The sequence below is a fragment of the Arundinibacter roseus genome, from assembly GCF_004348825.1.
In the GTDB taxonomy this organism is placed as follows: domain Bacteria; phylum Bacteroidota; class Bacteroidia; order Cytophagales; family Spirosomataceae; genus Arundinibacter; species Arundinibacter roseus.
The window spans coordinates 172,954-186,596 of sequence record NZ_SMJU01000006.1; the positions used below are offsets into that span (position 1 = coordinate 172,954).

Consider the following 13,643-nt stretch of genomic DNA (forward strand, 5'->3'; position numbering starts at 1 on the left):
TTTGAAATAGGATAAATTATCTTGAAAAGCACCAAAAATTGATTTTAACAAAGAAGAGAACTTGCGGGCCTGTTAAATTTTCAAGGATTATCTTTCATGTGTACCTCATAATAAACCAAAGGTGTTAATTTTGCCTTTTGTCTGACACTAAAAATACAACTAATGGAATTGATTAAAGAGTTTGATAAGCAGGGAAACTGGCTTTTCAAATACCGGGGAATTCTACCACTTATTATACTGGTCCTGGGATTGGCCGTTTACGCTTACATGGTTTGGGAACATAGTCGGGTTTCACCTTCTTCAACGCCCTACTCATCAGATACCTATCAATTTCTCTGTCTTGCGGTAGCCCTCTTTGGTCAGGTAATCCGTATTCTGACGGTAGGCTTTACGCCCAAAAACACCTCCGGTCGCAATACCGAAACGCAGGTTGCAGATACGCTCAATACTTCCGGGATTTATTCAGTAGTACGGCATCCGCTGTATGTTGGCAATTTTTTTATGTGGCTGGGCGTAGCTATGCTTACCCAAAATACCTGGTTTATTGTAGCTTTTGTGTTGATGTACTGGATGTACTACGAGCGGATTATGTATACCGAAGAGCGGTTTATTGAGGGCAAATTTGGCGATGCGTTCCGCACATGGGCAGCCCGTACTCCGGCAATTATTCCTTATTTGAGTCAATGGAAAAACCCGAATTTAGAATTCAGTTTAAAGAAAGTATTGCGTCAGGAGAAAAACGGATTTGCTGCTATTTTCCTGCTTTTCCTGCTCTTTGATGTGACAGGCGAGTATATTCTTTTTGGCGATGTTGCGTTCAGAAACCAGCATTGGGCCATTTTGGGTGTAGCAAGCGGAATCCTTTACCTTATTTTAAAGGTATTGAAAAATAACACCACGGTACTTTCCGGGGATGGCCGGTAGTTTTCCTGCCACTAAAATCTATCGGGATTAAAAGGGGCAATATCCATGCTCCTTTTTTTTCCGGAAACAATCTCAGATACCAATTTTCCCGTAGCAGGTCCCAGGCTTACACCCATCATGCCGTGCCCCGTGGCGAGCGTCAGATTTGACAGGTGCTTTACCCGCCCGATATACGGCAAACCATCGGGTGAGCAAGGCCGAAGCCCCCGCCAAACAGATTCTTTCTCCGGAAATGGGATTGATAACTCGGGATAGTAGTTTTGAATAGAGGAGTGAATCCCACGTACCCGGTTCATGTTGACAGACGTATCGGTTCCGGCGATTTCGAGCGTGCCGGCAAACCGCAGTCCTCCTCCCATAGGCGTTGCCGTGGCCCGGGCTTCCAGCAAAATTGATGGAATCTGAATGCTTTGCGACTCTGGTTTTGCCATGAAACTATACCCTTTGCCGCCTTGTAAGGGTAAACTAATGCCAAGCTTTTGGGTCAAATCTGCTGACCACGCCCCGGCAGCCACTACCACTTCGTCAAAACAATACCTCCCATTCGACGTGTCGACGGCCTGCACTTTTTTATTCTGTATATCAAAATCCTGTACCGCAACATTTTCCAATATCCTGACTCCTTTGGCTTTAAGGACTGCCAATAAATTCCTGACCAATTGATTGGGATAAATATGAGCATCTCCCGGATAGTACAAACCGCCGGCTACATCAACCCGGACGTTGGGTTCGAGTGCCTGCACTTCATTACCAGAAAGAAGCTGAGCTTCCAACCCGGCCTGTTGCGCCAAATGTGCTTCTTCTTTCATTTCGGGCAGGGCGTGGGCATCTTTAAACAACATGAGTAAACCTTTTTCTTTCCACCCAAAAGCCACTTCGTGTTCCATGGCAAGTTCCTGAAACAACCTTTTACTCAATAAACTAATGTCCCGAAGTACCGGAATGGAATAGCGTACGTGCTGCTCGGTAGAGTGTTTCCAGAAAAGGTATCCCCACTTGACCAAGGACCCACTCAAACGAGGTTTAACGTAAAAAGGGCTATCAGAGCGAAGCATCCAACGCAGGCCCTTCGCAATCATTCCCGGTTGCGCCAATGGAATAATATGGCTCGGCACTATCATGCCTGCATTGCCAAAGGAACACCCATCCTCAAAATTCCCTTCTTCTAGAATTGTTACCTCTACATTTTCCTTAGCCAGATAATAGGCCGAAAACAAACCACTTACTCCCCCACCAATAATTCCTACGCTTTTCATTTGTTGTTGATTTTTAAATCTGTGACTTTGGTTGGCAACCACACCTGCATAGGGGTTTTGCCACGGTTGCACCAGCTATAATACGGAATCGCCGTAATCGTAGCTTTTTCTGAAACAACTTCTGTTCCATCATTACTTGCCCGAAAACGAATGGCATCAGATTTTATATTCATAACTGGCTCTTGATCAACCATAAATGAATTAATTGTAAACTTCGGATTGGGTGCCATAATGAAGTTCCAGGCTTGCCCCCCATTGTCTACGCCTTCTACACAATAGACTAGTGGCCCGCGCTGAATCGCTACGCGTTGCTGATTGTAGGTAAGTTCAGGTCGCGATTTTACCGTACGAACCTCCATTGGAAGCGTAAAGGTAACCACATCGCCCTTTTTCCAGGTTCGCTCAATGACTGCATATCCCGATTTACGATCAAAGGCAACGGAATTACCATTCACAAGTACAGTCACTTTTTGGGTAGGTTCGGCAGTAAAATCATAGAGATTACCCGGTGCCGCGGAGTTCTCGGCCCAGCCCGGAATGCGCAGATGAAGTGCAAATTTTTGCTGTTTTTCAGGTGAAACCGACAGTTCGACAGCACCCTCCCAGGGATAGGCCGTCTTTTGACGAAGGTTTACTGCACCAGCGGTCAACGGTAGATTAGTTTCGCTTTCAACAAAAAGATTGACCCAAATGGCCTCGTCAGAATTTCCGTAGATATAGTCGCCCAAAGATGCCACCAATCGGGCAATATTGGACGGACAACAGGCCGTTCCAAACCACTCGCGCCGCTCATGCGTGCCTTGTGAAGCCAGCGGATTTCCATAAAAGAAATGATCGCCGCTGAGCGATAATCCGTCCAAAGCACCATTGTACAGGCTCCGTTCCAGCACATCTACGTACTGACTTTCGCCCGTCAGGAGATTCATCCGCTGATTCCAGAATACCATTCCGACAGAAGCGCAGGTTTCGCAGTAAGCCTGCTCATTCGGCAGATCGTAATCCAGCCCAAAGCCTTCGTTTCTACCCGAAGCACCAATGCCGCCGGTGATGTACATATTTCTAAATACAACGTCCTGCCACACGGTTTTCATTGCATTCATATAGGCCTGATCGCCCGTCAGGGCGGCTACGTCGGCGGCTCCCGTGTACAAATACATCGCCCGCACCGCATGACCGGTTATTTCTTTCTGATCTTTAACCGGCACAAAATCCTGAGCGTAGGCGGGGTCTTTCCAATCGTCCCAAATATAACCTTTGCCGTGGCCGTGGCCGCGCTCTTCCAGCAGCCAATGCGCCAGAGTTACGTATTTTTTATCCTGCGTGATGCGATACAATTTTATTAGCGCCAGTTCCAACTCCTGATGCCCCGTGACCCAATGCCGCTTGTTTGGCCCAAAAAGGGAATCAAAATGGTTGGCCCATTTGGTAGCTACATCCAGCAATTTTCGTTTACCGGTAGCGTCAAAATAAGCAACGCCTGCTTCAATTAAGTGCCCGCCCATGTAGGCTTCGTGCATACCCATGTCGGTCCAGCGCTTACTCAGATCCGTCAGCGAATAGTAGGTACTCAGGTAACCGTCGGGTTCCTGTGCTGCGGCAATCTTGTCGATCCAATCATCCGCTTTTTTTTCCAGCGCAGCATCCGGTTTGTTTTTCAGGGAATAGGCAATTGCTTCCAGCGCCTTATACACGTCCGAGTCGTCGTAATAAATACCCTCATGTTTTTCGCCCTGTTTTCGTGCTGTTTTTTCAAAATTGCGGATACGGCCGGTTTTTTCTTCCGTTTGGAAAATGCAGGCCTGTAATGTAGCCGTGGCTACTTTTTCCATTTTTGGTTTCCAGAAAGCATCGGTAATGTTGACTTTGGAAAAATTGACGGGTTCAAAATGCCGCTTTACCTGTTGTGCCTGAATTTGAAAAGTCAGGAAAAATGCACTAGTCAGAACAAATAGCTTTTTCATAGGGTCAGGAATAGTCAGTATTTTAAGAAAAGGATTCGGGTACGCTATATTACCTGAAATCCATGGACATACGGATCTTCTTCATCAAAAATCAAATGATTGTAGCCATGAATAATCGCCCAGCCTTCAATCGATGGAATGATGGCCAGTTGACCATTTAGGGTGGTTTCCTGTTCGATTCTTCCAATAAATTTTGACCCGATAATACTTTCATGAATGAAGGTATCCGTTGGTGTAAGTTTTCCCTGTGCGTGCCACTGCGCCATGCGCGCCGAAGTTCCCGTCCCGCAAGGCGAACGATCAATTGCTTTGTCGCCATAAAAAACGGCATTTCGGGCGGTGGAAGTGGTATCGAGCGGTTCGCCTGTCCACAAAATATGGCTCAGGCCCTGAATCGACGGATTTTCGGGATGCACAAACGTGTGCGTTTCGTTGAGTCGTTGGCGCATACTCCTGGACCAGGCAATGAGCTGTTCGGCCTTGAAATGCTGCAACCCTGGAAAATTGGTTTGCGGGTCCACAATCGCATAAAAATTTCCGCCGTAGGCAACATCAACGGTAAGAATGCCCAGATCCGGGCATTCGACCGAAATATTTTCAGCCGCCAGGTACGATTTGATATTCGTGATTTTTACTGACTTCACTTTTTTCCCCACTTGCGTATATTCAGCCGTAATGACTCCGGCGGGAACTTCCAGGGACAGTTTGCCAGGGGTTTTTGGGGTAATAAGGCCTTGTTCAATAGCTACCGTTACGGTACCAATAGTTCCGTGGCCGCACATAGGCAAACAGCCGGACGTTTCGATAAACAGAATCCCCATGTCATTGGCAGGATCGGTCGGTGGGTACAAAATACTCCCCGACATCATGTCGTGGCCGCGAGGCTCGTACATTAGTCCCTGCCTGATCCAGTCATACTCACGCATGAAGTGCAGACGCTTTTCGCTCATGGTAGCTCCGCTCAACTGCGGAATGGAACCGCCCGTTACTACCCGCACCGGATTGCCGCACGTATGGGCATCGATGCAAAAGAAATGCTGATCAGCCATGGAATTATAAAGAAAGGTAGTCGGGCAACTCAGGCCGAATGGAAATTCCATGTTCGATCAACGTTCGGATGCGCTGACGTTCTTCACCGACGAGTGGTAAGCGTGGCAAACGTACCTGTTCGGTACCAATTCCGCACAAAGCTTCCGCCAGTTTGATGTATTGCACCAGTTTGGAGTGAAGGTCAAGTTCGAGCAAAGGCATAAACCAACGATATATTTCACGTGCTTCTTCCAACCTTCCAGCTTTTACCAGACGGTAAATTGCAACTGTTTCGCGAGGGAAAGCGCACACCAACCCGGCTACCCAACCATCTGCACCCATCACAAGTTCTTCCATAGCAAGCGTATCTACGCCACAAAGAATGCTGAGACGATTGCCGAAGCGATTGCGCAGGCGCGTCACATTTGAAATATCGCGGGTCGATTCCTTAACAGCCTGAATGTTGTCCAACTTCAATAATTCTTCAAACATATCGGCCGTTACATCAATTTTATAATCCACCGGATTGTTGTAAATCATGATCGGAAGGTGCGTCGAGTGGGCTATATCCTTGAAAAAAGCCACCGTTTCGCGGTCGTCGGCTTTGTAACGCATGGGGGGTAGCAGCATCAGCCCACTCGCTCCAAACTCAGAAGCCGCCTGAGCCAAATGAACCGCCTCACGAGTAGAGCCTTCGGCAATGTTCAAAATCACCGGTACTTTGCCATCCACTTGCTCAACAGCATATTTTACCAGCATTTCCCGCTCAGCGTTGGTCAGCGTGCTTGCTTCTCCAAGAGAACCACCCAGAATAATGCCATCGACGCCAGCGGCCAGTTGAGCCTGCAAATTGAGATTAAACGTTGCTAAATCCAGGGTATCATCCTGGGTAAATTTAGTTGTAAGGGCCGGAAAAACCCCTTGCCAGGTTACATTCATGACTTTTTGATGTTTATAGGAAAAACCGAAATTGTATACTCTCTTTATTTACAACAAAGGTAGCTTTCAAAAAAAGCGTTTGTTTGTCAAAATTAGGTGAGTATTGATGGTATATTGACCTAATTTCTTTTATTTAGAGTTTATTTTCGTATAAATCACATCAATTGAAGCCAATTTCATTTCATATTCCACGCACCCAACGGGAAGTTTTCAGGATTCAGGCCGAACGCCTGCCGCATTTTTACGATCGGCTGCACCTGCACGATGAAATTCAGTTTACGCTTATTGTGAATGGAGCCGGAACGCTCATTGCGGGTGATTTTGTGGGGCGTTTTGAGCCGGGCGATGTATTCATGATTGGCAAGCAACTCCCCCACGTGTTTCGCTGCGACCGAAGGTTTTATGAAAGTCCGGAAGAAGTCGAAAGCATTTCGGTGTTTTTTGATGAAAGCTACGCGGGAACAGATTTTTGGGAAACGGCAGAACTGCAACTAACCCGGGAGTGGCTGCAAAGACTAGGTCAGGGAGGCCGTTTGACGGAACCTTCCCGAACGCAGGCTGCGAGTTATCTTCAAAATCTCGCCAATCTGCAAGGACTTGACAAGTTGATTGAAGGATTTCGGTTGTTGAAATATATGGAAGAAAGTACGGATTCAGAACCGCTGTCTGTACAGGAAGGGGGGCAATTTTCGAAGGAATTACTTGGAGACCGAATGAATAAAATCGTGAGTTTCACTTTTCATGAAAGTCATCGGGCAATCTCTATTGAAGAGGTAGCCGATTTAGTGGCCCTAACCCCCTCCGCCTTTTGTCGCTTTTTTAAGCTAAGAACCCGCAAAACGTATTTCACTTTTTTGAATGAAATCAGGATCAGCCATGCGTGTCGACTTTTGCTGACGACCGATTGGCCCGTAGGAACAATTTGTATGGAAAGTGGCTTTTCAAACCTCTCTCATTTTAATGTGTCGTTCCGAAAATCTACGGGTGTTACACCCAAAGCCTACCGAATGAAGGTTCGGTAAATAGTGTTTCTGGAAATTAATGAATTTGCCCGGATCGCAACTGACGCGAAAGTCGCAGCATTTTTTCAGAGATGGCAGACGTAGTAATTTTTGTTTCTGATTTTGGAAATTCTTTGGATAAACCGAGTTTTCCTTCCACGTAGTAAGCAGCGAAAATCCCCCCAAATAGGCTGATAAAGAAAAATAGCAAGAGTTCCATATTTTTATGTCAGGTTAGGTATACGGTCTATTAGACAAATGTTATACCTGACAGGTCACACCATTTTTCACAAAAAAACACCTCAAAAAAGAGGTGCTGTTTCCACAATTTTTAATACAGACACTTATCATTGATGATTTTTATCACAGGCTCTCCTGCGTTATCTCCAACGGAAAGCTCAGCGTAAATACCGTTCCGATTCCTTCTTCCGACTGAACATCAATACGTCCTTTGTGCGACTGTACAATGTTAAGCGTACTTGCCAGACCGATGCCCATCCCGGATTTTTTTACTGTAAAATAAGGCTCAAAAATTTTAGTCATATTGGCCTCACTTATGCCCGAGCCATTGTCCGCAATCAGAACCTGCACTTCCTGATCTGTCTGTCGGGTGATGATCCGAAGTGTACCTTTACCATTTTCCATTGCTTCTATGGCATTGGTAATCAGGTTTAGCAGGGCTATTTTAAATGTATTTTCATCCAGTAAAATAACCGCATCTTTTTCATGGTAATGCTTTTCAACCTGAATCGATTTCAGTTGCAGTCGATCGATAGCAGAATCAAGAGTTTGGTCCAGAATAGCATGTAGTGACCCGGGACTTAAATTTAATTCCTCTGAACGAGACGATTGCAGAAGCTGCGTAATCAGGTCGTTGATCCGGCTACAATTTCGCTTAATGATGTCAATGTAGAAGATTAGGCCTTCGTCTTCGATTTCGGATTCGAGTTGCTCTGCCGATAGATTTACGTTGGTTAATGGATTCCGAACTTCGTGCGCCAGCATTCGCACCAACCGGCTGGTAACGGCGAGTTTTTCAGAAAAAAGTCGCTCACGTTCCGATTGTTTTTGGAGCGTTACGTCATGAAAGCGTCCCTGAACGTAGGTAAATTCGAGATCCTTTTCGATGGTGGCCGAAAAAATCCCGAACCTCTTTTCTCCCTGCTTAGTCACTAAGCGCACCTCCTGATCGATCAGATCTTTTTGTTCGCGAATATTTTCCCAGAGAGTTTGCATTTCGCCTTCTTCGAAAAAATCCGGGATGGTTTTAGACTGTAATTCTGCTTCCGAAAAACCCGTCAGAGAAAGAGACGCGGCATTGAAATCGAGAATATTTCCCTGTAAATCGGAGATAAACAACATATCCTTGGATTCTTCAAAAATCCGTCGGTAACGTCGTTCGCTTTTGCGCAAGGCTTTTATAACCTTCGTCCGTTCGAGAGCGTAGCGCAGGCTTCGTTCCAGAATCGTGACTTCCAGCTCACTTTTCACGAGGTAGTCGGCTGCTCCTACGCGTAAAGCTTCCAGGGCGATTTTTTCATCGCCTTTGCCGGTAAGTAAAATGATCGGTTCCTGGCAATTTTGGGCGACTGCCTCTTCAATCAGGTCGATTCCTGTGCGCGACCCCAGCAGATAATCAAAAATGTAGATGTCGTGTCGGCAGTTGGTCAGATAATCTACCGCGCGCTCGTAGGTGGGGCACCATTGGATTTTAAAATTCCAATTTGTTAAATCCTTAAAATACTCGCTTGTCAGCAAAAAATCGTCTTCGTCGTCATCAACGAGCAGGACATGAAGAGGTTCATCCTGATTCATGAATTGGTAGGGTTAAGTCGTGTTAGTATGAATTAGTCAGGAAGAGGAAACAGGTAAAATTCAGAAGAAATTTCAGGACACCCGGATTCCCTGTGAAATCGGAAATACCATCGTAAACGAAGCTCCTTCGCTAGGTTTTCCGTAAGCCATAATAATTCCGGAATGATTTTCTGCTACTTTCTTACAAACTGCCAGTCCGATGCCCGCTCCTTCATATTCTGATCTGCCGCGCAGACGCTGAAAGAGAGTGAAAATTTTACTGGATTCGTTGTTTTCAAACCCAATGCCATTGTCTGAAACCGTAATTCGGACGTATTCCCTGTTGGCAGGCAATCCGTAATTCAATTGATCACTTTTCGATAATCGATCCGACTGTATGGTAATTAACGGAGTTTGATCTTCGTTGGTAAATTTCAGGGAATTTGATAATAGATTCATGAACAACTGCGACATCTGACTTGGAATTGCATCAATAACGGGCAGATCTTCTACCTCAATTTGTGCATTCTGCCGTTGAATGGCAATTTCCAGATCGCTCATGGTACTTTTCAGAATCTGGTTCAAATCCGTTTTTTTGAATCCTTCCCGAGAGCGGGTTACGCGCGAATATTCCAGCAGGTTATTGATCATGTCCTGCATCCGACGGGTTGCATTCAGAATTCGATCCAGATATAGCCCCATTTCCTCATTGAGTGCGCCTTTGGAGCGCAGTTCAAGCCGTTCACCGAAAGACACGATTTTGCGGAGCGGCTCCTGCAAATCGTGCGATGCAACGTAGGCAAATTGTTCCAGATCAAAATTGGAACGATTTAAGTCAGCAACTTTCCGTTCAAGTTCGTTCTGAATACTTTTTATGGAAGTCAGGTCAAACGCACAACCGATGGAGGTAGCGGCGCGGGTATGATCACCATCGTTAAATTGTCCACGACTGACCAGGTATTTTTCTTCCCCCTGCACCGTCATGATGCGGTATTCAACGCTAAAAGAAGCTTTGGTTTTAAATGAGTTTTTTACTGCTTCGTCGAGCTGTTGTACATCATCCGGATGTACGTGCGTCAGATACAACGGGTAGGATGCCTCCATTGTAGCCATTTCGGCAGGCGAATAGCCAAGTATAGAAAAAATACCGTCTGACCATTCCAGTTTGTCATTTTCGAGGTCCCACACCCAACTTCCAAACTGCATGGTTTGCTCGGCATCATGCAGAATATTTTTCACCAGCGCTTCCCGCTTTTCCAGTTCTTTGCGGGGGGTGATGTTGGTAAGCGTACACATAAAATGGTGCGCATCCACCGGCACATTACTTGCCCGGCACCAGGTATTGGACTGTTTGAAATAAATTTCAAGATCCTGGCGGGGCAGCAATTCTTCATTCAATAATTCTACATCGGCAATATCGTCCCAATTTTTCCCCGCAAGACTCTCCCAACCCGTGAGAGATTTGGCCGCGGCATTATCTACCGTGCAGACATACTTAACTCCTCCACCTGTATTGGACCGATCCTCTTTGAAAAGGAGCAGCCCGCTGGTGGAAGCGTTAAGGAGATCATTGATCCCAAATGAATGAAATATTTTTTTCAAATCAGTCATTATGTCAAGCGTGTTTATTGCATATCAAACTGCTTCATCTTATTGTAGAGGGTTTTTCTATCAATATTCAGAAGACGAGCAGCCTTACTTTTATTATAATTTACCTGCCGAAGCACCTGCATAATCATGTCGTACTCTGCTTCATTGGCTACCGTTTTCAGGCTTGGGTTCAAATCCAGGTCTTGTACGGGCATGGTGATTGGCATGGTGGTAAACTCCTCATCCATTTCTTTCAGTTTCTGGAAATTGGCAATTTCAAATGGCAACGCTTTCTCTTCCAGGTATTCTGTATTGGATAAAAGCGTAGCACGTTTAATCACATTTTTCAGTTCTCTGAGGTTACCCGGCCAATCATAATTCATAAAATCCTGTACCACTTCATCCGAAAACCCCTTGATATTCTTGGCAAGTTCTACATTTGTGGCTTGCAGGAAGGTCTCGGCAAAGAGCATAATATCCGCTTTCCGGTTTCGCAGGGCGGGTACTTCCATACTAAATTCGTTGAAGCGATAGTATAAATCTTCTCTGAATTTCCCTTTTTTTGCTGCTTCCAGCAGGCGTTCATTACTCGCTACAATGATGCGTACGTCCAGATCTATTTCTTTATTTCCGCCGATTCGGCGTACTTTTCGCTCCTGCACTACGCGCAAAAGAGCCATCTGAATCTCGTAGGACAGGTTCGCAACTTCGTCCAGAAAGAGCGTGCCGCCATTGGCCATTTCAAAATGTCCGATTTTGGTTTGAAGAGCTCCCGTAAACGATCCCTTTTCGTGGCCAAATAGCTCACTTCCGGCCAGTTCTTTGGAAATTGCTCCACAGTCCATAGCCACAAACGGTTTGTTGCGGCGGTTCGATCGGTTATGAATCTCATGGGCGATTGCTTCTTTTCCGGAGCCACTTTCGCCGTACAGAATCACACTGAAATTGGTAGGAGCCACGAGGTCAATCTGACGATAGAGTTCGTCCGAAACGGCACTTTGGCCAATCACATATCCCGACGCCGACTTGGGAGCTTTGCGGGTAGCCGGACTTCCATTTTGAGAGGGCTGCGTGGTTTCGGTATAATTGAAACTAACCTCAGGAGTGTTTTGAGCATCGGCAAGCGCTTTACGTACGGTCACCAAAATTTCATCAGGAAACAACGGCTTTGTGATATAATCGTAGGCTCCTTGCTTCATCACGTTTATCGCCGTCTTGATATCCGAGTAACCCGTGATGATGAGTACCGGTACATGCGGTAATTTTTTCTTTATACTTACCAGGAGTTCAGAACCTGTCAAATCTCCAAGCCGAAAATCTGTCATAACCAGATCGGGCTTAAACTCATCTACCAGCAGCAAGCCTCGCTTTCCGGTTTGCGCTGTTTCTACTTCAAAGCCATTCTTGGACAAAAACCGCTTCAACAGCATACAAATATCGCCTTCATCATCAACTACGAGTATTTTTTCCATTAAGATGCTAGTGCTTTTAGGTTCAAATCTGTATTCATAGCCAGTACCAGGAATACTTTACTTTTGTACTAATTATTTTTTCAACCAATCTCTACTCTCAGGCGCGAAGTAGGGATATTCAACTGTTCGCGGTACTTGGCCACTGTCCGGCGCGCCACCAGATAATCACGTTCGGCCAGCAGGTCTGTTATCTGCTGATCGTTCAGAGGATGTCGTTTGTCTTCCGCTTCTACAATCTCGCGGATCGCTTCCTGAATCGCCCGATTTGACACCTCCGTGCCGTCTTCACGGGCTACTCCCTCTGTAAATAGGTCTTTTAATAAAACAATGCCAAAAGGAGTCTGCACATATTTATTAGTGGTTACTCTTGACACTGTCGAAATATCCATATCAATTATTTCGGCAACATCTTTCAGAATCATCGGTTTCAGCTTTTTGATATTTCCTGTTTGAAAATAATCAAACTGCAACTTCACGATTGCCCGCATCGTATTGAGCATCGTATTTTCGCGCTGCTTGATGGCGTCGATAAACCACTTGGCCGAATTGATCTTGTTTTTTAAAAATTGACGGGTAGCCCGGTCATTTTTTTCTTCCGCCATTTGCGTAAAAACCTTGTTCATCCGCAGTGCAGGGCTATTTCCCCAGGCTAGCTGTACCTCAATATTGTCATCATCAAGGTATCTCAGCAAAAAATCCGGCTTGATACTTTCATTAATCGTGCTATCGTTTCGCAGTCCGGATGCCGGTTTGGGATTCAGTGAAACAATGCAGTGCAACGCTTCTTTCAAGTGCTCTTCATCAATTTCCAGCACGCGCATGATTTTATCATAGTTGCGTGCACCTAGCTCATCAAAACAATCCGTGAGTATGCGGTTGGCGAGGTTCCAGGATTCAGGACGGTTACTCATGCGATTGAGCTGAATGCGCAGACTTTCCTGCAAATCGCGGGCGGCGATGCCGGCGGGTTCCAATTGCTGAATCACTTTCAGCATCTCTTCCACGTCAGCTGCGTCAATAAAAATGCTGTTGGCGAAGGAAATATCGTCGGCGATAATGTCGCAATCTCTTCTCAAAAAACCGTCTTCATCCAGCGAATCCAGGATAAAATCGGCGATAAGTTGCTGCCTTTCACTCAAACGCAGAAAATGAATTTGTTCTTTGAGCTCATCTCTAAACGAAACCGTTTCAACCACGGGCCGTGTATAAAGCTCATCGTCAGGCGTATAGTTGTTAGAGTAGGTTTTGTAATCAGGTACATCATTATCTCTGAACTCGTCCCAATCGTAGTAATCCTGCATGGAAGGCGCCTCGTCGTCGCCTACCCCAACAGTTTCTCCTTTGTCCAAAAAATCCTCCACACGCTCACTTTCTGCGGGCTCCTCATCCTTGTCTTTTCCCTCTTCCAAAACCGGATTTTCCTCCATTTCCTCCTTGATCCGATGTTCCAGTTCAAGCGTTGTCAGGTGCAGCAAATTGAGCATCTGAATTTGTAAAGGGGAGTATTTCAACGTTTGACGTTGAACTTGGGCTTGTCTCTGCATGTGCTAACTTTTGTTCTTAGAGTGTAATTTCACACTAGTTGTTAAAAAAACTGATTCCAGGCTTGCATACTTGTCACACGAATGGTCCTGATTATCTTACACAGGCTTGCTTTTTATAGGAAGTGTAGGGCTA

At 45.7% G+C, this 13,643-nt stretch carries 11 protein-coding genes; 2 read left to right on the forward strand and 9 right to left on the reverse strand.

Annotated features, from left to right (window positions below; translation table 11 throughout):
- Window positions 1-162: 162 nt before the first annotated feature.
- Window positions 163-924, forward strand: coding sequence for a methyltransferase family protein (locus tag EZE20_RS10725; RefSeq protein WP_132117395.1), 762 nt, complete (start codon window positions 163-165; stop codon window positions 922-924).
- Between the two features lie 11 nt (window positions 925-935).
- Here the strand turns inward: EZE20_RS10725 and EZE20_RS10730 are convergent, their stop codons facing one another.
- From EZE20_RS10730 to EZE20_RS10745, 4 genes are read right to left on the reverse strand one after another with little or no spacing between them, the layout of a single operon-like run.
- Window positions 936-2,180 (reverse strand): NAD(P)/FAD-dependent oxidoreductase, encoded by a 1,245-nt coding sequence (locus EZE20_RS10730; RefSeq protein ID WP_132117397.1) that lies wholly within the window; start codon window positions 2,178-2,180, stop codon window positions 936-938.
- The gene (locus EZE20_RS10735) at window positions 2,177-4,141 is read right to left on the reverse strand and encodes a glycoside hydrolase family 127 protein (protein ID WP_132117399.1); all 1,965 of its coding nucleotides are present in this window, start codon (window positions 4,139-4,141) and stop codon (window positions 2,177-2,179) included. The genes EZE20_RS10730 and EZE20_RS10735 overlap by 4 nt, the downstream gene beginning before the upstream one ends.
- 44 nt (window positions 4,142-4,185) lie before the next feature.
- Window positions 4,186-5,190 carry a 4-hydroxyproline epimerase gene (locus EZE20_RS10740; RefSeq protein WP_132117780.1) on the reverse strand — a complete coding sequence of 335 codons (1,005 nt, stop codon included), beginning with the start codon at window positions 5,188-5,190 and terminating at the stop codon, window positions 4,186-4,188.
- A gap of 4 nt (window positions 5,191-5,194) precedes the next feature.
- On the reverse strand, window positions 5,195-6,109 hold the full coding sequence (locus tag EZE20_RS10745) for a dihydrodipicolinate synthase family protein (RefSeq protein ID WP_132117401.1): 915 nt from the start codon (window positions 6,107-6,109) through the stop codon (window positions 5,195-5,197).
- A gap of 164 nt (window positions 6,110-6,273) precedes the next feature.
- Here EZE20_RS10745 and EZE20_RS10750 point away from each other — a divergent pair, with 164 nt between their 5' ends.
- The gene (locus EZE20_RS10750) at window positions 6,274-7,131 is read left to right on the forward strand and encodes a helix-turn-helix transcriptional regulator (RefSeq protein ID WP_132117403.1); all 858 of its coding nucleotides are present in this window, start codon (window positions 6,274-6,276) and stop codon (window positions 7,129-7,131) included.
- A 16-nt stretch (window positions 7,132-7,147) separates the two neighbouring features.
- Here EZE20_RS10750 and EZE20_RS10755 read toward each other — a convergent pair whose 3' ends face one another.
- The 5 genes from EZE20_RS10755 to rpoN all read right to left on the reverse strand — a co-directional run bounded on the left by EZE20_RS10755 (window position 7,148) and on the right by rpoN (window position 13,510).
- Window positions 7,148-7,330, reverse strand: coding sequence for a hypothetical protein (locus EZE20_RS10755; RefSeq protein ID WP_132117405.1), 183 nt, complete (start codon window positions 7,328-7,330; stop codon window positions 7,148-7,150).
- Between the two features lie 143 nt (window positions 7,331-7,473).
- Window positions 7,474-8,925, reverse strand: a complete 1,452-nt coding sequence (locus EZE20_RS10760; protein WP_132117407.1) for a hybrid sensor histidine kinase/response regulator — start codon at window positions 8,923-8,925, stop codon at window positions 7,474-7,476.
- Window positions 8,926-8,997: 72 nt separating this feature from the next.
- Window positions 8,998-10,515: a sensor histidine kinase gene (locus tag EZE20_RS10765; protein ID WP_132117409.1), complete on the reverse strand. Its 1,518-nt coding sequence runs from the start codon at window positions 10,513-10,515 to the stop codon at window positions 8,998-9,000.
- A 14-nt stretch (window positions 10,516-10,529) separates the two neighbouring features.
- Complete coding sequence (locus tag EZE20_RS10770) at window positions 10,530-11,966, reverse strand: sigma-54-dependent transcriptional regulator (RefSeq protein WP_132117411.1); 1,437 nt, start codon at window positions 11,964-11,966, stop codon at window positions 10,530-10,532.
- Between the two features lie 80 nt (window positions 11,967-12,046).
- The gene (gene rpoN / locus EZE20_RS10775) at window positions 12,047-13,510 is read right to left on the reverse strand and encodes an RNA polymerase factor sigma-54 (protein WP_132117413.1); all 1,464 of its coding nucleotides are present in this window, start codon (window positions 13,508-13,510) and stop codon (window positions 12,047-12,049) included.
- Between the last annotated feature and the right edge of the window lie 133 nt (window positions 13,511-13,643).